Source organism: Streptomyces sp. WMMC940 (assembly GCF_027460265.1).
In the GTDB taxonomy this organism is placed as follows: domain Bacteria; phylum Actinomycetota; class Actinomycetes; order Streptomycetales; family Streptomycetaceae; genus Streptomyces.
Map to the genome: position 1 here is coordinate 6,332,406 of NZ_JAPZBC010000001.1, position 17,771 is coordinate 6,350,176.

Annotated in this window: 14 protein-coding genes and 2 pseudogenes; 10 read left to right on the forward strand and 6 right to left on the reverse strand. The window is 73.4% G+C overall.

All coding sequences use genetic code 11. From position 1 onward, the window contains the following. Window positions 1-5 precede the first annotated feature (5 nt). Window positions 6-1,517 (forward strand): hypothetical protein, encoded by a 1,512-nt coding sequence (locus tag O7595_RS27915; protein WP_269731356.1) that lies wholly within the window; start codon window positions 6-8, stop codon window positions 1,515-1,517. 238 nt (window positions 1,518-1,755) lie between these two features. Here the strand turns inward: O7595_RS27915 and O7595_RS27920 are convergent. After that, a pseudogene (locus tag O7595_RS27920) lies at window positions 1,756-2,173 on the reverse strand (ricin-type beta-trefoil lectin domain protein); the annotation flags it as partial. Between the two features lie 321 nt (window positions 2,174-2,494). On the opposite strand from O7595_RS27920, the gene O7595_RS27925 reads away from it, so the two are divergent. The 9 genes and pseudogenes from O7595_RS27925 (at window position 2,495) to O7595_RS27965 (ending at window position 12,167) form a co-directional block, all read left to right on the forward strand. Next, window positions 2,495-3,805: an alkyl sulfatase dimerization domain-containing protein gene (locus tag O7595_RS27925; RefSeq protein ID WP_269731357.1), complete on the forward strand. Its 1,311-nt coding sequence runs from the start codon at window positions 2,495-2,497 to the stop codon at window positions 3,803-3,805. 559 nt (window positions 3,806-4,364) lie between these two features. Continuing rightward, a complete protein-coding gene (locus O7595_RS27930; protein ID WP_269731358.1) occupies window positions 4,365-4,958 on the forward strand; it encodes a TetR/AcrR family transcriptional regulator in 594 nt (197 codons plus the stop codon). Between the two features lie 13 nt (window positions 4,959-4,971). Continuing rightward, complete coding sequence (locus O7595_RS27935) at window positions 4,972-5,880, forward strand: phytanoyl-CoA dioxygenase family protein (protein ID WP_269731359.1); 909 nt, start codon at window positions 4,972-4,974, stop codon at window positions 5,878-5,880. A 143-nt stretch (window positions 5,881-6,023) separates the two neighbouring features. Next, entirely contained in the window at window positions 6,024-6,668 is a 645-nt protein-coding gene (locus O7595_RS27940; protein ID WP_269731360.1) for a GAP family protein, read from the forward strand. Window positions 6,669-7,074: 406 nt separating this feature from the next. Next, window positions 7,075-8,103, forward strand: a complete 1,029-nt coding sequence (argC, locus tag O7595_RS27945) for an N-acetyl-gamma-glutamyl-phosphate reductase (protein ID WP_269731361.1) — start codon at window positions 7,075-7,077, stop codon at window positions 8,101-8,103. Further along, the gene (argJ, locus tag O7595_RS27950) at window positions 8,100-9,254 is read left to right on the forward strand and encodes a bifunctional glutamate N-acetyltransferase/amino-acid acetyltransferase ArgJ (RefSeq protein WP_269731362.1); all 1,155 of its coding nucleotides are present in this window, start codon (window positions 8,100-8,102) and stop codon (window positions 9,252-9,254) included. Before argC ends, argJ begins: the two co-directional genes overlap by 4 nt. A gap of 236 nt (window positions 9,255-9,490) precedes the next feature. Next, window positions 9,491-10,396 (forward strand): acetylglutamate kinase, encoded by a 906-nt coding sequence (gene argB / locus O7595_RS27955; RefSeq protein WP_269731363.1) that lies wholly within the window; start codon window positions 9,491-9,493, stop codon window positions 10,394-10,396. Next, window positions 10,393-11,596: pseudogene (locus O7595_RS27960) on the forward strand (acetylornithine transaminase). Before argB ends, O7595_RS27960 begins: the two are co-directional and overlap by 4 nt. Before the next feature lie 7 nt (window positions 11,597-11,603). After that, a complete protein-coding gene (locus O7595_RS27965; RefSeq protein WP_269731364.1) occupies window positions 11,604-12,167 on the forward strand; it encodes an arginine repressor in 564 nt (187 codons plus the stop codon). Between the two features lie 124 nt (window positions 12,168-12,291). Here the strand turns inward: O7595_RS27965 and O7595_RS27970 are convergent, their stop codons facing one another. The 5 genes from O7595_RS27970 to O7595_RS27990 all read right to left on the reverse strand — a co-directional run bounded on the left by O7595_RS27970 (window position 12,292) and on the right by O7595_RS27990 (window position 17,720). Then, window positions 12,292-13,044, reverse strand: coding sequence for an FAD:protein FMN transferase (locus tag O7595_RS27970; protein ID WP_269732654.1), 753 nt, complete (start codon window positions 13,042-13,044; stop codon window positions 12,292-12,294). Window positions 13,045-13,082: 38 nt separating this feature from the next. Continuing rightward, a complete protein-coding gene (locus O7595_RS27975) occupies window positions 13,083-13,922 on the reverse strand; it encodes an FMN-binding protein (RefSeq protein ID WP_269732655.1) in 840 nt (279 codons plus the stop codon). A gap of 38 nt (window positions 13,923-13,960) precedes the next feature. Beyond that, a complete protein-coding gene (locus O7595_RS27980) occupies window positions 13,961-15,328 on the reverse strand; it encodes a ferredoxin reductase family protein (protein WP_269732656.1) in 1,368 nt (455 codons plus the stop codon). A 302-nt stretch (window positions 15,329-15,630) separates the two neighbouring features. Beyond that, on the reverse strand, window positions 15,631-16,212 hold the full coding sequence (locus O7595_RS27985; protein ID WP_269731365.1) for a pyridoxamine 5'-phosphate oxidase family protein: 582 nt from the start codon (window positions 16,210-16,212) through the stop codon (window positions 15,631-15,633). After that, window positions 16,188-17,720 (reverse strand): hypothetical protein, encoded by a 1,533-nt coding sequence (locus tag O7595_RS27990; protein WP_269731366.1) that lies wholly within the window; start codon window positions 17,718-17,720, stop codon window positions 16,188-16,190. Before O7595_RS27990 ends, O7595_RS27985 begins: the two co-directional genes overlap by 25 nt. Between the last annotated feature and the right edge of the window lie 51 nt (window positions 17,721-17,771).

Consider the following 17,771-nt stretch of genomic DNA (forward strand, 5'->3'; position numbering starts at 1 on the left):
CGCTCGTGGATGATGTTCTGTGCGGGCTCGCGGCCAATCCGGCCCTGCCGCCCGAACTGGTCGACAGACTGATCGCGGTCGCCGACGACGACCTCGCCCGGGCCCTCACGGACCGCGTGGACCTCAGCCACCCCCAGGCTCTGGCGCTGGCCCTGAGGCACGAGGGGGCCGCCGCCGGGCTCGCTCGTGAGGGCAGGCTGACGGCCGCGGACATCGATCCGGTGGTATGGCCGGACGCCGCCCTCGCCCTGCTGGAGAACGGCGCGGGCGGCCCCGAGTGGGCACGCCTCCTCGTCGGGGATCCGGACGTGCTGCGCCGGGAGAGGCTGGCCGCCTGCCCCGGGCTTCCACCAGACGTGGTGGACAGGCTCGCCGTCGACCCGGAAGTACGAGTCGTCGCCGAACTCGCGCTGTGGGCGCCCCCGGACCTGGCGGCGCGGCTCGCCTTCCACCCGCACACCGAGGTGCGCGGCGCCGTCGCGGCCAACGAGCGGACGCCCCCCGGCACCCTGGCGATGCTCGTCACGGGGGAGGGGGTCCCGCCGGCGCGGTGGTGCCAGGTCTGCGAGCGAGAGGCGACGCCGTTCGTCCACCACTCGAACTGCCCGCGTCCCACCTGCCACCTCTGGCCGGGCGCGGCCTGCGACGGCACCCACCAGACCGCCGTGCACGGCATGTACGAGCAGGCGCTGGGCAATCCCGCGACGCCGGTCGGCGTCGCTGCCGGTTTCGCCCGCCACCCTTCGATGCCGCTCCGCCTGCGGTTGGCCGCCCGACCCGACCTGACCCCCGGGCTCTGGCGACAGCTCTCGGCGGACCCTACTCCCGGCGTCCGGGCGGAACTCGCCGGGAACCCCGCGCTCGACGAAACGCAGATACGGGTCCTGGCCGCGGACCGCGACCCGGAGGTCCGGCGTCGTCTCGCGTTCCACCCCCGGGTGCCGCTCGACGTACTCGGTCCCCTGGCCGATACCGCCAGGATCGGCTCGACCCTGCCGCCCCGGATCGCCGCCGCCACTCCCACCGAGGTCGACGAGCTCGCCCGGTCCCCTCATCCGGCGGTGCGCATGCTCCTCGCCGAACGGCGGGATCTGCCGGCGACGGTGCGCGATCTGCTCGCCGCCGACCCCGATGCGAAGGTCCTGAAGTCCATCGCGGGGCATCCGGGCCTGTCCGAACGGCAGTTGCGCGCCATGGTCGACCGACACGGTGCCCGGGTGATCGCCAGGGTGGCGGGCAACCCGGACGCTTCCCCGGCACTGCTGGAGGACCTGGTGCGGCACGACCCCCCGATCCAGCGGGTGCTCAGGGAGGTGGCCGCGCACGGGGCGGCGACGCCCCCCGCGCTGCTCGGCTGCCTGGCCGACGGGCGGGGAAGGCGCGCCGCCGCCGGTAACCCCGCCCTGCCACCGCGGTCCCTGGCCGGCCTGCTCGACGATGACGACTGGCTCGTGGTTCGGGCGGCGGCCGCGAACCCTTCGCTGCCCCTCGCCGTGATGACCCGGTTCGTACCGTGATTCCGAGGCCGGTCCCGGCTGCCCTCGCAGAGGAGGCCCGGCGAGGCCGGCCCGGTCGGGGACGGACGAAGGAAGGTCGTGGACCTCGCATGCAAGAAGAGCGAGGACAGCTCGTCTGCCTGCTCCATCACCAGGATGATGGCCCGCGGCCGACCGTGCGAACGGGAACGCCCCGGAGCCCGCTCCGGGGGTGGGACCGGATCTCCTCCGGTCCCACCCGGTGACGGCCCGTCGGTTGCCGCTTGGTGCCGCCTGTCACGACGTGGCCGGTCCGGGTGCCGGAGCAGGCGAGGTCGTAGGTGGTGTCGGTGGCGATACCGGTGCGGTGGATCGCGCCCCGGGCGAGCGGTGGCACCAGTTGTCGGGCCCGTCGGTGCCCCGCTCGTAGGTGCCGATGCCTTCGCCGGAGTCTTCGCTGTCGCCGAGCGAGACGATGGAGGTCCAGCGCTCGTCGAACGGGCGCTCGGCGGGGCTTCCGTAGAGCGCTGCGGCCTCCGCCGCCCGGATGCGCTCCAGTTCCGCAGGCAGCGGCGCCGAGACGGCCGGGGGGTGCCGGCCCCGGCTGCCGGCGCCGTGGCCGTCAGACCGCCGAGTGCGGCGGCCGAGGCGACGACGGCCACGAGAGTACGCCGGATCTTGCGTCTTCTGCGGTGTATGGACGTCCTCCTGTCCGTCGAACGGTTTACCGCCGGTTTCTACGGGTGGGCAACGCCGGTGGGAACGCCGAGAACGAGACAAAAGAGGCCGGTTCGCGTAGTGCGCCGTGGCCGCGGTCCACCGGTACGGTCCGACTGCACCGCCGGACCTGGACGGTTCACGAGCCGGCAGGTGGTGTGTGCATGAGCCGACGGCGCCTCGGGACGGGACTGCGGCCGCCGCTCGCCGGCGAACGCCGAGGGCGGCGCAGCACGGGAGGCGACCGTGCCGGCGCACGCCGATCCCCGGGGCTCGCCCCCGGTCCTCGCCCAAGGAGTGAGATGACCTTCTCCGTCACCGAGTACGCCGACCGCGTCTGGAACGGCGAGATCGACGACAGCATCGTGAGCACCCCGAAGAGCGGCGCCGGAGTGATCGACGTCGTCGACGGCGTCGGATGGCGCCCCGGATTCGGCAACGTCTTCGCGTTCCGCGCGGCCGGAGAGCTGCTCCTGTTCGACACGGGGAACCCGTATGACGCCTCAGGCCTCCACCAGGACCTGCGCCGGTGGAGCAGGACGCCGGTGACCACCGCGGTCTTCTCGCACGGCCATGTCGACCACGTGGGTGGGACCGGCCCGTTCGACGCCGAGGAAGGCCCGGCGCTCACCGTCGTCGCGCACGAGAGGACCGGGGCGCGCTTCGACCGGTATCTCCTCACCAACGGCTACAACGCGGTGATCAACCAACGGCAGTTCCAGCTTCCGGACCTGACCTGGCCCACCGAGTACCGCCGCCCGGACGTCACCTACCGAGACGGCATGACCCTCACGACCGGCGGGCTCACCTGCGAGCTGTTCCACGTCCGCGGTGAGACCGACGACGCGACCGTGGCCTGGTTCCCCCGGTGGCGCATCCTGTGCCCCGGTGACATGTTCATCTGGCTCGCCCCGAACTGCGGCAACCCCCAGAAGGTGCAGCGCTATCCGCGGGAGTGGGCCCTCGCGCTGCGCCGCATGGCCGCCCTGGACGCGGAGATCATGCTTCCCTCGCACGGCGCGCCGGTCTTCGGCGCCGATCGCGTCCGCCAGGCGCTGGAGGAGACGGCGGAGTGGCTGGAGAGCCTGGTGGAGCAGACCCTGGCGGGCCTCAACGCGGGCGCACGACTGGACGACCTCCTGCACACGGTCAGCCCTCCGGCCCATCTGTCGGACCGTCCGTACCTGCGGGCCGCCTACGACGAGCCCGAGTTCGTGGTGCACAACCTGTGGCGCCAGTACGGCGGTTGGTACGACGGCAACCCGGCCCGGCTGAAACCCGCTTCCGACGCCCGGCTGGCGGCCGAGCTCGCCGGGCTCGCCGGCGGGGCCCAGGTGCTGGCCGACGCCGCGCGGCGCCACGCCGACGCCGGCGAGTTCCGGCTGGCCGGGCACCTCGCGGAGCTGGCCGTGCTGGCCGAGCCCGACTGGGCGTCCCTGCACCGTGTGCGGGCGGAGGTCTACGAGGCACGAGCGGAGGAGGAGGCGTCCCTGATGGCCAGGGGCGTCTTCCGCTGGGCCGCCTCGGAGTCGCGGCGCAAGTGCGAGGAGGACGCCCGAGGGCCGGCCGCGCGCGAGGGAACGGAGCCGCACGGGGCCTCTGCGTCGACGTAGCCGCCGCGCCTTCGTCCGGGCCCGCCACCCGACGGCGCGGCGACCGGGCGAGGGGCGCGGGCGAGCGGGCGAGCGGGAGGGCCGGTGCCGCACCGGCCAGTCCGGTGGCCGGCGTGCCGGCTGCCAGGGCCTGTTCGTTTCGGACTCGATCAGCTCGATCAGCTCGATCAGCTCGATCCCGATGTCCGTGTTCCTGTCCGTTTTCATCTCCAGGCCGCATCCTCCTTCGGGGGGGACTGGACCGGCGCGGCGTCAGGAGCCGCGCCGGCCATGGGTCCACCCTGGCGCGTCCGCCGGCCCCGGGGCCTCGGTCGATCGGCCGATGGACCGGAGGAACGTCCGATCCGTCGGTGGGGGGAACGGCACAGTGCCGCGCGGCGGCGGAACCCCGTCGAACGCCGCGATCGGCCTCGATCGGACCGCATCGACCGATGCCCGGCCACGCTCGGCGCGGACGACGCGTCCCTGAGCACATCGCATACTGACGGATCGTCAATTCCCAATGTCCGTAGCCCCATTGAAAACTGAGTTGAACTCAACTTAGTCTGAGGAGGTGACCATGCCCACACGTCCCCGCGGCGCCGCCTCGCGCGCCCTGCTGCTGCGCGCCGCGGCCGAGGAGCTGGCCGGGAACGGGACGCTGGAGGTCGCCGCCGTCGCCCGCCGTGCCGGAGTCAGCGTCGGCCTGCCCTATCGCTACTTCGGCACCCGGAGCGGGCTTCTCATCGCCGTCGTCGAGTCCTTCTACGAACGGCTCGCCGAAGCCTGCATGCTGCGCGAGTACGACGATCCGACCTGGGCCGAACGGGAGTCGCGACGGGTTCGCGACTGGGTGGGGTTCCTCTACGCCGAACCACTCGCCCCGTTGATCCTCGGCGGCCACGTCGGCGACGGCGAGGTGGCCGCCTTCCAGACGCGCCGGCGCTCCGTCCTCGTCGAGCTGGCGGCCCGCAACATCGCCCGTGCCCAGCGCACGGGGGAGCTCCCGGCCCGCAGTGATCCCGAGTTGCTGGCCGCCGCCACCCTCGCGGGAGCCGCCGCCATGGTCGCGGTGGCCCTCACCCGCACCCCGCGCCCACCCGCCGAGGAGGTGACCGCCCACGTGTGGGCCTTCCTCCGCGGCGCGGTGCACCTGTCCGGCACCGCCGCCTGAGAGGACGCACGCCGTGCCCCCGACCCCCGAGGCCCTCCGTCGCGCAGGCGGCGATCGCGTCGAGACGCCGGAAGACCTCGCCGCACACCTGGCTGCCGGGTACCCGCGCACCCGCAGCGCGGGCGCAAGGGTCGGCCGCGCCACCGTCGAGGCCGACCTCGCCGCCGTCGAGCGCGACGGTTACGTGCTCCTCCCCGAACTGCTCTCCCCCGGGGAGTGCGCCGAGATCCGGCAGGCTGTGACGCCGCTGCTCGACAGGACCGGGCGCAACGCCTTCGAGGGCCACCGGACACAGCGCGTCTACAGTCTGCTCAACAAGACCCGCTGCTGCGACCGGCTCGTCGACCACCCCAGGGTCCTGGCCCTGCTGGACCGGCTGTTCGAGCCCGGCTACCTGCTGTCCCAGCTCCAGGTCATCAACATCAACCCGGGCGAGCACGCCCAACTGCTGCACACCGACGACGCGTTCTACCGTTCACCGCGCCCGCGGCCACCGCTCGGAGCGGCCACGGTGTGGGCCGTCGACCCGTTCACCCACGACAACGGTGCGACCGTCCTCCTGCCGGGCAGCCACCGCTGGGGCGACGACCGCCGCCCCGGCGGCCGTGACCCCCGCGTGACGGCCGTGATGCCCCCCGGCTCCTGCCTGTTCTTCGTCGGCACCCTGTGGCACGGCGGCGGCGCCAACCGCTCAGGCGGCGACCGCCTCTCCCTGACCGCCCAGTACTGTCAGCCCTGGCTGCGACCCCAGGAAGCCTTCACCCTCTCCGTCACGCGCGACACCGCCAGGGCGGTGTCCGAGGACATCCGGCGCATGATCGGCTACAGCGTCCACCCCCCGTTCATCGGCATGGTCGACGGCATGCACCCTCGACGCCTGCTGGAGGCGCGTCCCTCCGCCTCACGGCCGGCGGGCGGGTGACCGGCCGTGCCCCCGGAGCCCGGCCGCCGGCGCCGCGGAGCACGGCAGCTCGCATCCCATGGACTCCATGATGCGGCCCTGGGTCTCCTCGACTCGGAGGTGCCGCCGCGCGGGACGGGGACGGGGAGCCCGGGGCGGTTGCGGTGATCGCCGAGATCGTGGCCCCGGCGCTGGGGATCGCCCTGTCGCCGTTCCCGGTGGTCCCCGCGATCCTCCTGCTGCTCACCGCCCGGGCGCGGGAGAACAGCAGTGCCTTCGTCGTCGGCTGGACGGCCGGAGTCGCCGGTGCAGCCGTCCTGTTCACCCTGCTGGCCTCCGCCGTCGAGATCACCGGCGAGCCGCCCGCCTGGGTCTCATGGGGGCGGGTCGGCCTGGGCGGCCTCCTGGTCCTCCTCGGCGCGGGGCTGTGGAGGCGAAGGGGCACGAAGGCGGATCCGACGTGGATACGGGCGCTGGAGACCGCCACCTGGCCGAGAGCGCTGCGGCTGGGCCTGCTGCTCTCGGCCGCCAACCCGAAGATCCTGGTCCTGGTCGCGGCCGGTGGCGTCGCGATCGGTTCGGCCCAGCCGGCGGCTGCGGGAAGGGCGGGCTCCATCGCCCTGTTCACGCTCATCGCCTCCGCAGGCGTCGCCCTTCCGCCGCTGCTGCGCCTGCTCGCCGGGGAGCGGATCCTGCCACCGCTGGGGCGGGCCAAGGACTGGCTGAGGCTCCACAACACCGCCGTCGTCGCCGTCGTGATCGGCCTGATCGGGATCATGCTGGTGGCGAAGGGCGCCGGAGGGCTGTGACGCCGTTCGCGGCCGAGCGCCCCTCGGGCTGCGGATCCGCTCCCGGGTGCGTCGTGTCATCGCCGCGCATTCCTCGGTGCGGCTCGTTCCACCCCCTTACGGCTGCACCGAGCGACGTGCGGTCCGCGGCATCGGCCGGTCGCCTCGGCCGGTAGCGCTCGCGACGTCGTCCGTCTGCGATCGCGGCCACCGCGACGCCGGGGCGGTGGGAACGCCTTCCGGCGTCGCGGTGGGCGAGAGGGGTGTTCCTCCCCGGTCGGTCCTCGATCCGACCGCCTGTGATCGGCACCGCCGGGGTGCGCGCTTGGCGCGCAGTCTCCTTCGTTCGACGCGGGACGGCGAGATCAGTCCATTGCATAAAACTGCAGTGATGCGTATAGTCATGCCATCACGTACGGAGGAATCGATGGCACTGAGCGCAGCAGTCGCGGGAGCGAGCGGATACGCGGGCGGGGAACTGCTCCGACTGCTCCTCGCGCACCCCGGGGTCGAGATCGGGGCCCTGACGGCCCACTCGAACGCCGGACAGCGGCTCGGCGCGCTGCAGCCCCATCTGCTGCCGCTCGCCGACCGGGTACTCGCGGCAACCACCGCCGAGGTGCTCGCCGGGCATGACGTGGTGTTCCTCGCGCTGCCGCACGGCCAGTCCGCCGCGGTCGCCGAGCAGCTCGGTGACGATGTCCTGGTCGTCGACATGGGCGCCGACTTCCGCCTGCGCAGCGCCGCCGACTGGGAGCGGTTCTACGGTTCCGTGCATGCCGGTAGCTGGCCCTACGGCCTCCCCGAACTGCCGGGCGCCCGCGCCGCGCTGGAGGGGTCCAAGCGCATCGCGGTGCCCGGTTGCTATCCGACCGCGGTCTCGCTCGCGCTGTTCCCGGCGTACGCGGGCGGCCTCGCCGAGCCCGAGGCCGTGATCACCGCCGCCAGTGGCACCTCCGGTGCCGGCAGGGCGCTCAAGCCCCATCTGCTCGGCTCCGAGGTCATGGGCTCCATGAGTCCGTACGGCGTCGGCGGCGGCCACCGGCACACCCCGGAGATGATCCAGAACCTCAGCGCGGTGGCGGGGGAGCCCGTCACGGTGTCCTTCACCCCCACCCTCGCGCCCATGCCCCGCGGCATCCTCGCCACCTGCAGCGCCAAGTCCGTGCCGGGCGCCACCGTCGAGGCCGTGCGCGCCGCGTACCAGAAGGCCTACGCGGACGAGCCGTTCGTGCGGCTGCTTCCGGAGGGGCAATGGCCGTCCACGGCGTCCGTCCAGGGTTCCAACGCCGTACAGGTCCAGGTCGCCCTCGACGCCGCCGCCGGCCGCATCATCGCGATCAGCGCCATCGACAACCTGACCAAGGGCACAGCGGGCGGCGCTGTCCAGAGCATGAACATCGCCCTCGGTCTGGACCAGACCACGGGCCTTTCCACGATCGGAGTGGCACCTTGAGCGTCACCGCTGCACAGGGATTCACGGCGGCCGGGATCGCCGCCGGGATCAAGGAGAACGGCAACCCGGACCTGGCCCTCGTGGTCAACGACGGGCCCCGCCACGCCGCCGCCGGCGTCTTCACGTCCAACCGCGTCAAGGCAGCCCCCGTCCTCTGGTCCGAGCAGGTCCTCAGGGGCGGCGAGGTCTCCGCGGTCGTCCTCAATTCCGGCGGCGCCAACGCCTGCACCGGCCCCAAGGGCTTCCAGGACACCCACGCCTCCGCCGAGAAGGCCGCCCAGGTCCTGGAGGGCCACAGCGCCGGCGAGATCGCCGTCGCCTCCACCGGCCTCATCGGAGTCCTGCTGCCCATGGACAAGCTGCTGCCCGGCATCGAGAAGGCGGCCGCCGAACTGAGCGTCCACGGCGGCGAGAAGGCCGCCATCGCGATCATGACCACCGACACCGTGCACAAGACGGCCGTGGTGACCCGGGGCGGCTGGACCGTCGGCGGCATGGCGAAGGGCGCGGGCATGCTGGCCCCCGGCCTCGCCACCATGCTCGTCGTCCTCACCACCGACGCCGACGTGGACAGCGCCGGCCTGGACGAGGCCCTGCGCGACGCCACCCGCGTCACCTTCGACCGGGTCGACTCCGACGGCTGCATGTCCACGAACGACACCGTGCTGCTCCTGGCCTCCGGCGCGTCCGGGATCACCCCGGACCGCGACGAGTTCGCCGAGGCGGTACGGGCCGTCTGCGACGATCTCGCCCGCCGGCTCATCGGCGACGCCGAGGGCGCCAGCAAGGACATCCGCATCGAGGTGGTCAACGCCGCGAGCGAGGACGACGCCGTCGAGGTGGGCCGCTCCATCGCCCGGAACAACCTCCTCAAGTGCGCCGTCCACGGCGAGGACCCCAACTGGGGCCGTGTGCTGTCCGCCATCGGCACCACCGGGGCCGCCTTCGAGCCGGACCGGCTCAACGTCGCCATCAACGGCGTCTGGGTGTGCCGCAACGGTTCCGTCGGCGAGGACCGGGAGCTGGTCGACATGCGCTACCGGGAGGTCCGGATCACGGCCGACCTGGCAGCCGGGGCCGAGTCCGCCGTCATCTGGGCCAACGACCTCACCGCCGACTACGTCCACGAGAACAGCGCCTACTCCTCCTGAACGAGCCCTGCCGCTCTCCCGAGCGAGATTTCCGCGACGGGATTTCCGCGACGGGATTTCCGTGACGGGATTTCCGTGACGGGATTTCCGTGACGGGATTCAGTTCTCCCGGACGGGATTCCGCGCAGGCCGGAGCACGCCGGCGAGCCCGGGCCCGGACCCCCGGCGCGGCAGCGAGTCCCGGGCGAGCGAGCCGTGGAACGACTTCTGAGCGAGACCCGAGAAAGCCGGAGCCGATGAGCACCCGCAAGCACACCGCACTCCCCAAGGCACAGACGCTGATCGAGGCGCTGCCCTGGCTCACCCGCCATCACGGCAGGACGGTCGTGATCAAGTTCGGCGGCAACGCCATGGTCGACGAGGAGCTGAAGTCCGCCTTCGCCCAGGACGTGGTGTTCCTGCGGCATGCCGGACTCAAGCCCGTCGTCGTGCACGGCGGCGGCCCGCAGATCAGCGCCCAGCTGGACAGGCACGGCCTGGTCAGCGAGTTCAAGGCCGGACTGCGCGTGACCACGCCCGAGGCCATGGACGTCGTCCGCATGGTGCTCGCCGGGCAGGTCCAGCGCGAACTGGTGGGGCTGCTCAACCAGCACGGCCCCCTCGCCGTCGGCCTCACCGGCGAGGACGCCCACACCATCACCGCCACCCAGCACCGGCCCACCATCGACGGCGAACTCGTCGACATCGGCCGGGTCGGCGAGATCACCGAGATCGACACCGGCGCGATCAGGGCCCTCCTGGACGACGGCCGCATCCCCGTCGTCTCCTCCATCGCCCGCTCCGCCGACGACGGCCACGTCTACAACGTCAACGCGGACACCGCTGCGGCCGCCCTGGCCGCCGCTCTCGGCGCGGAGACGCTGATGGTCCTCACCGACGTCGAGGGCCTCTACGAGGACTGGCCCCGCAGCGACGAGGTGATCAGCCGGCTCACCGCCACCGAGCTGGAGAAACTCCTGCCCGAGCTCTCCAGCGGCATGGTCCCCAAGATGCAGGGCTGCCTCCACGCCGTGCGCAACGGCGTGAACACCGCGCGCGTTATCGACGGCCGGGTGCAGCACTCCATCCTGCTGGAGATCTTCACCGACGAGGGCATCGGCACGATGGTCGTGCCCGACGGGACCGAAGGGGGACCGGCATGAGCGACGCCACCGCCAACCAGCGGCTCTCACAGCGCTGGCAGGGCTCGATGATGGACAACTACGGCACCCCGGCGCTCTCACTGGTGCGCGGTGAGGGAGCCAGGGTCCAGGACGCCGACGGCACCGAGTACCTGGACTTCGTCGGCGGCATCGCCGTCAACGCGCTCGGCCACGCCCACCCGGCCGTCGTCGAGGCCGTCACCCGCCAGATCGGAACGCTCGGCCATGTGTCGAACCTGTACGTCGCCGAACCGCCCGTCGCGCTGGCCGAGCGGCTGCTCCGGCTGTCCGGCCGCCCCGGCCGTGTCTTCTTCTGCAACTCCGGGGCCGAGGCCAACGAGGCAGCCTTCAAGATCGGCCGGCTGACGGGCCGTCCGCACATGGTCGCCACTCAGGGCGGTTTCCACGGCCGGACGATGGGCGCGCTCGCGTTCACCGGCCAGCCGGCCAAGCAGCAGCCCTTCCTGCCCCTGCCGGGAGACGTCACGCACGTGCCGTACGGGGACGCCGACGCGCTGCGGGGCCGCCGTCACCGAGGACACCGCCCTGGTGATCGTCGAGCCGGTGCAGGGTGAGAACGGCGTGGTCGTACCGCCGCCCGGCTATCTCCGGGCCGCACGGGAGATCACCCGCGCCACCGGGACGCTTCTCGTGCTCGACGAGGTGCAGACGGGCATCGGCCGGACCGGCCACTGGTTCGAGTACCAGGCCCACGACGGCGTCGACCCCGACGTCGTCACCCTCGCCAAGGGACTCGGCGGCGGCCTGCCGCTCGGGGCCGCCATCGCCTTCGGCCCGGCCGCCGAACTGCTCCGGCCCGGGCAGCACGGCACCACGTTCGGCGGCAACCCGGTCGCCTGTGCCGCCGGGCTCGCCGTCCTCACCGCCCTCGACGGCACGCTCGACGAGGTCAAGCGGACCGGGGAGAAGCTGAGGGACGGGGTCGAGTCCCTGGGGCACCCACTGGTCTCCCACGTCCGCGGGGCGGGCCTGCTGCTGGGTATCGTGCTCACCGAGCCTCTCGCCGCCCGGGTGCAGCAGGTGGCTCAGGGTGCCGGACTCCTGGTCAACGCGCCCGCCCCCGACGTCGTACGGATCATGCCGCCGCTGATCATCGGCGACGCGGAGGTGGACGCCTTCCTCCGGGTGCTCCCGGGCATCCTCGACGAGACACACGGGGACGGACGATCCGGAGAATGAGACGACGATGACCGATGCGCAGGGCACCGAGAACTGGGCGTCCCCCCAGACGGAGTCCGGGGGAGGGCCGTCCGTGCCGCAGACCCGCACGGCCCGCCACCGCCGGATCGTGGACATCCTCAACCGGCAGCCGGTGCGCTCCCAGAGCCAGCTGGCCAAGCTGCTCGCCGACGACGGGCTGAGCGTCACCCAGGCGACCCTCAGCCGCGACCTCGACGAGCTCGGGGCGGTGAAGATCCGGAACACCGGTGGGGAGCTCATCTACGCGGTGCCGAGCGAGGGCGGATTCCGCACCCCGCAGGCCCCGTTGGGCGAGTCCGCCAAGGAGGAGCGGATGCGCCGCCTCTCCGGTGAGCTGCTGATCTCCGCGGAGGCCTCGGCGAACCTGGTGGTCCTGCGTACGCCCCCGGGCGCGGCGCAGTTCCTCGCCTCGGCCATCGACCAGGCCGAACTCCACGCGATCCTCGGCACGATCGCGGGCGACGACACCCTGCTGCTCATCTCCCGCGATCCGGCGGGCGGCCAGGCCCTCGCGGACCATCTGCTGCGACTGGCGCAGAGGGACCGCTGACCGGCCGGCACGGAGGGACCGCCGACCGGCCCCGCCGCAGCGGTCGCGCGACCGCTGCGGCGGGACCGGTCGGCGGCCCGCGAAGGCGTCCACGCCCGCCTGCCCACCCGGTCCGGGGCCGCCCTCAGGCCGCCCGGCCCTCCCCGTCACCGTGCCGCCCCTGATACCGGGCGAATCCGCTGGTCTGCCAGGTGGTGCCGTCCGCGGTGACGGCGAACCCCTCCGTGCCGGGTAGCTGTTCCAGCCAGGCGCGTGCTCCCGCGCCCATGGCGTACGCGGCCGTCGCCCGTGCGTCGGCCTGGGTCAGCCCCCGGCTGACGACGGTCATCGACGCCAGGCCGTCGTCCGGAGCGCCGCCCGAGCGCGGATCGACGATGTGGCAGCCGCGTTCGGCCGGGCCCGAGGTCGCGACGGCGAGACCGTCGTGCGCCTCGACGACCGCCGCGAGACCCCCGGGGTGGAGCGGGTCGGAGATGCCGATCCGCCAGGGGCCGCCGTACAGCTGGACGTCGCCGCCGCCGTTGAGGCAGACCGCCGCCGCGCCGGACGAGGCGATCATGACCACCGCGCGCTGCACGGCCCATCCCTTCACCAGGCCGGTGGGATCGAGCCCGCCCGCGTAGCGCGGGGTGAACCAGCCGTCGCTCAGGCGTTCCTCGGTCTCGCAGAGCCCGAAGACCTCGGCGACGTCCGGCTCGCAGTCGGCGAGGGTGAGCTCGCCGACTGCGAGCCTGCTGATCTGGCTGTCCGGGCGGTACGGCGAGAACACCTCGTCCACGTGGTGCAGTCCGGCGACGGCGGCGGCGAGCCCGGCACGCACACGCTCGCGGTCGGCATCGCCCTCCAGCCGCACATCGAACGAGAACACCGTGCCCATGACGTGCTCGACATGGCGCATCCGCGCCCGTTCCCCGGTCACAGTCCCGCCTTGTCGAGGGCGCTCTGCAGGGAGCTGATGTAGCCCTGGCTGGTGTAGGTGGCGCCGGAGACGGCGTCGATCTCGGCGCTCTGGGCGGCGACGGCCGCCTGGTTGAGTTTGGGTACGGCGTCGGCGGCGATCTTGCGGCTGTTGGCGTCGGAGCTGGGCGCCTTGACGGCCTCGGCGGCGGTGACCCGGCCGCCGCTGACGGTGAGGCGCACCTGTACGTCGCCGTACTGGGTGCCCGCCACGTCCCCGAGCACCGATTCCGCGGCGCCGTCCTGCCCGGAACCGGAGCCGGAATCCGAACCGTCGCCGTCGCCGGTGCCCGTCTCCCCGCCCGGGGCGTCCGCGCCGCTCCCGGCGCCGGGCGTCGCACCCTGCTGCGCACCGTCCCCGGAGCCGGATCCCGCCGCCCCCGCCTTGTCGAGGGCGCTCTGCAGGGAGCTGATGTAGCCCTGGCTGGTGTAGGTGGCGCCGGAGACGGCGTCGATCTCGCCGTTCTGGGCGGCGACGGCCGCCTGGTTGAGTTTGGGTACGGCGTCGGCGGCGATCTTGCGGCTGTTGGCGTCGGTGCTCGGCACCTTGACGGCCCGGGCCCCCGTGATCCGGCCGTTGCTCAGTGTGAGCTCGACCTGCACGGGCCCGAACTGGGTGTCGGCCTCGTCCCCGAGCACGGTCTCGCCGCCCGCCGGTACGGCGCCGCTGCCGGCGGGTGCCGAGGCGGCGGGCGGTGCGCCGCCGGCCTGCGACGAGGCTCCCGCCACCGTGGTGCCCGGCTGCTTCAGCGTCAGCAGTAGCGCGACGGCCGACGTGGTGCCGGCGACCGCGACCATCATCCGGAGCAGTGGATGCTTCCTCTTCACGTACGGCCTCACATCTCGAACGACTCGTGATGGATGCGACGCGACGGCACGCCCGCCGCCCGCAGTGCGTTGTAGGACTCCTCGGCGAGCCCGGGCGGGCCGCAGAGGTACACGTCGTGCTCGTCGATGTCGGGGAACACTTCCTTCAGCCGCTCGGTGGTGATCTCCGGACGTGCCCCGTCCGGCCCGTTCACGGCGTACAGCAGCTTCGCCCGGCGGGCCTCGGCGATCTCCTGGAGCTCGGTCCACAGCGCCAGGTCCTCCGTCGAGCCGGCGCGGTAGAGCAGCGACAGGTCTCCCGGGCCGCCCGGCAGCGTCTCGAACAGTGCGCGCAGCGGGGTGATCCCGGCGCCTCCGGCGATCAGGAGCACCTTGTTCCGGCTGCGCCGGCCCGCGGTCATCGCCCCGTAGGGACCCTCGGCCCAGACCCTGGTCCCCGGCTCCAGCCGGCCGAGCGCCCTGCTGTGCTCCCCGGCGGCCTTGACGGTGATGCGCAGCAGATCGGGGCGGGGCGGCGCGGAGAGGGAGTACGGGTTGGAGCTCCAGCGCAGGCCGTCGGCGAGGAACCGCCAGCGGAAGAACTGGCCCGCCTCCGCGCCGATCCGGTGCAGCCGCCGCCCCGTGATCAGGACGGACACCACGCCCGGTGCCTCGTCCACCACGGATTCCACCCGCATCCGGTGCCGCAGGTTGAGCCGCACCGGGGCCAGGATCCGGTACCAGAGGAGCAGTGCGCCGACCGTGCCGTAGAGCACGTACCAGATCGTGCGGGCGGTCGCGCTCGCCACGAACTCCGAGCCCGTGGCGAGCTGGTGCCAGAACGTCAGGTACACGGCGACATAGGTCAGCAGATGCAGGTAGTACCAGGTCTCGTAGCGCATCCGGCGGCGCACCGCGCCCGCCGAGACGAAACCGACCACCAGCAGCAGCGCCGTACCGATCGTCGCCTCGACCATCTCGGGGAAGTCGACGACGACGGTGACGGTCTGCTCGACCAGGCCGGTGCGGGCCTGGACGGAGTACCCCCAGACGGTGAGGACGACATGGGCGGTGACCAGGCTGATCGCGTACCGGCCGCTCATCGCGTGCCAGCGCGTCGCCCGGTCGGAGCCCACCCGCCGCTCCAGCGCGGGGACGCGGGCCATTTGCAGCACCACGAGGGCGATCATGTAGCCGCCGAGCAGGCCCGTGATCCGGCCCGCGCCGATCAGCCACTCCGCGGTGTCCATGTGGACGACCGCGGTGTTGTCCCACCACAGCCACATGACGGCGGCGGCCCCGGCCCAGGCGGCGACCAGCAGCACCGTCGCCGGATTGCGGCGCGGCCGGATCGCCTGCATGGTCAGGCGTCTGGCGGCCCGACCGCTCTGAATCATCGTCACCGCTGCTCCTCGGTCATCCGTCTCGCCCAGGTGGATACGGAGAGGAGGTACGCGGAGTTCAATCGGCGGGCGGACCGCTCGGAGCATCGCCGGGCGAGGCGCCCCAGGGATCCCCGGCCCGCCGCCCGGAAGGGGATGGTCCGCTGTCCCCGGCACCTCCTTCCCCACGGCCGCCCCCGGGGCCGGCGGCGGGCGTGCCGTCGCGGCCACGGCCTGAGTCCGGCGTGGCGGCGGGGAGGCGCCGAGGGCCGCACGCGTCCGGCGTCCGTGCGCGGTACGGTCGCGACGCGCGCGGCTCAGTCGGTGCGCGCGGGCAGCGGCAGCGGCAGCGCCGGCAGCCCGTCCAGGCTCTCTCCGACGTGCGGCTTCCTCTCGCAGTAGGCCGCGAACTCCTCGTCGGTCTTGCGCGCGAGGTACTCCGCGTGCTGGGTGCGCTCCTCGCGGTAGTCCATGAAGGGGACGGCGAACCCGCAGGCGTCGCCGATGCGCCGGGCGCGTACGACGATCACCGCGCGGGCGCCGTCGCCGTCGGCGTCCCGGAAGTGCGCGAGGTACCCGGCCCAGCGCGGGTCGTCCCGGAAGACCGCCTCGCCTTCCCCGTGCACCCGCAGCACCTTCGGCGACCCGCTGAACGCACACCACATCAGGGTGATACGGCCGTTCTCCCGGAGGTGGGCGATGGTCTCGGCGCCGCTGCCGCCGAAGTCCAGGTAGGCCAGGGTCAGCTCGTCGAGGACGACGAGGGTGCCCTTGCGGCCCTTGGGGGAGAGGTTTACATGGCCGTCGGCGGCGAGCGGCGCGGTGGCGGTGAAGAAGACAGGCTGCTCCTCGATGAAGGTGCGGATACGGCCCTCTATGCGTTCGTACGTCTGACCCATGCCCGGATTATGGCTCGGACGCGCCAACGGCGCCGAGGTGCGCCGCTGTTGGCCGGGTGTGCCGGGGCCGCCCCCGGCTCCGGAACCGTCCCCGCTTCCCCGTCCGCCCCCTTCTCCCCGTCCGTCCGGGGCCGTTCGGGCAGTCCCGCCCGCCACCGCAGGCGCAGCAGTACGTACTCGCTGAACAGATGCGTGCAGCGGTTCAGCAGCGCGTCCAGTTCGGTGGGGTCGTGGTGCCCTCCCACCGGCGGCTCCCACTGCTGGATCGCGGGCGCCGCCAGGGCCCTGAGCGACGGGTCCCGGTCGTCCAGCAGGGCGACCGCGGCACGCAGTTCCGCGACCCCGCCACGGGCGCGCAGCAGACGGAAGGCCGCCAGCCGGGTGTGGGCGGGGCTCCGGCGCGCGGTGAGCCGGTGCAGGAGCCAGCCCTCCGGGAGCCGGTCGGCCCAGGGGAGCAGCGCGGTCGCGGCCTCCCGGGCGACGGCGGGCGCGGGGTCGTCGAGCAGCGGCCGCAGCCGCTCGAGGTCGGTCCTGCCGAGCAGACGGAGACCGGCGACGGCCCGGGCCCGTACCGACGGGACGGGATGGGCGGTCAGCGGCCACAGCAGTCGGGCGTCCCGGGGCTCGCCGCACTCGGCGAGTCCGAGCGGCGCCCAGGCCGGAATGCCGCGGTCGGACGGGTCGGCGCACAGGGCGCGGTAGACGGGGAGCGGTTCGGCTCCCCCCTGCCGCAGCACATAGCGGGCGCAGGCCCGTACCAGCCCCGAGCGGTCGGTGAGGTACGGACGGGCGTCGCCGTGGCGTCCGGCCCGGCGCAGGACCGTCACCCCGGCGGACCGCGCATCGGGGTGCCGTGACCGCAGCAGCGGGACGAGCACGTCGTCGCCGGTGGGGCCGAGCGCGAGTGCGGCCTCGGCGCACAGGCGCCGCACGACGGCGTCGTCGTCGGCCTCGGCGGTGAGGGCCAGGCGCGCTGCGGGGAGGAGCCCGCGCTCCACGGCGAGGCCGTGGGCGAACCGGCGGGTGGCGCGATCCGGCGCGGCCAGCAGGGGTTCGAGGGCTGCGGGCCGGGCGGTCTGCAGGAGCGCGGCCACGGCCTCGCGCGCGAACTCGCCGCGCTCGCGGCGCGCCAAGCGCAGGACGAGCGCTGTCAGCGGCACCAGTGTTTCCGGCTCCGCCCCGGCCAGCAGTACGGGAAGCAGCTCCCGGGCCCGCGACCGGACCGGACCGGCCCAGTCCGCGGTCCGGATCACGAGCAGCGGCAGCAGCTCCGGGCGACCGGCGACCTGCTCCAGAGCCGCTTCCCGGACCCTCCCGTCGCGGTGGCACAGCGCCAGTGCGGGCACGAGGGCGCGGTCCCGGGACTGGCTCTCGGGTGCGTTCGGCCGTACGAGGCGGGCCTCCGCGTCGAGCTCCAGCCAGGCGTCCGGGTCCGTCGCGCCGAGCGCCTCGTGGAGCCCCATCCCCTGCATGAGCCGCTCGGCGGCCGTGTTCCCCCTGGTCAGCATGGTGTGAGGGTATGCAGCGGGGTGACCGGCGGCCATCGGATTTCCCGTGCG

What these genes read in the sequence shown, in the direction of transcription:
- O7595_RS27925 (WP_269731357.1), top strand. Translation starts at nt 2,495, where the DNA reads ATGACCTTCTCCGTCACCGAGTACGCCGACCGCGTCTGGAACGGCGAG.
- O7595_RS27930 (WP_269731358.1), top strand. Translation starts at nt 4,365, where the DNA reads ATGCCCACACGTCCCCGCGGCGCCGCCTCGCGCGCCCTGCTGCTGCGC.
- argC (WP_269731361.1), top strand. Translation starts at nt 7,075, where the DNA reads ATGGCACTGAGCGCAGCAGTCGCGGGAGCGAGCGGATACGCGGGCGGG.
- argB (WP_269731363.1), top strand. Translation starts at nt 9,491, where the DNA reads ATGAGCACCCGCAAGCACACCGCACTCCCCAAGGCACAGACGCTGATC.
- O7595_RS27965 (WP_269731364.1), top strand. Translation starts at nt 11,604, where the DNA reads ATGACCGATGCGCAGGGCACCGAGAACTGGGCGTCCCCCCAGACGGAG.
- O7595_RS27970 (WP_269732654.1), bottom strand. Translation starts at nt 13,044, where the DNA reads ATGGGCACGGTGTTCTCGTTCGATGTGCGGCTGGAGGGCGATGCCGAC.
- O7595_RS27975 (WP_269732655.1), bottom strand. Translation starts at nt 13,922, where the DNA reads ATGGTCGCGGTCGCCGGCACCACGTCGGCCGTCGCGCTACTGCTGACG.
- O7595_RS27980 (WP_269732656.1), bottom strand. Translation starts at nt 15,328, where the DNA reads ATGATTCAGAGCGGTCGGGCCGCCAGACGCCTGACCATGCAGGCGATC.
- O7595_RS27985 (WP_269731365.1), bottom strand. Translation starts at nt 16,212, where the DNA reads ATGGGTCAGACGTACGAACGCATAGAGGGCCGTATCCGCACCTTCATC.
- O7595_RS27990 (WP_269731366.1), bottom strand. Translation starts at nt 17,720, where the DNA reads ATGCTGACCAGGGGGAACACGGCCGCCGAGCGGCTCATGCAGGGGATG.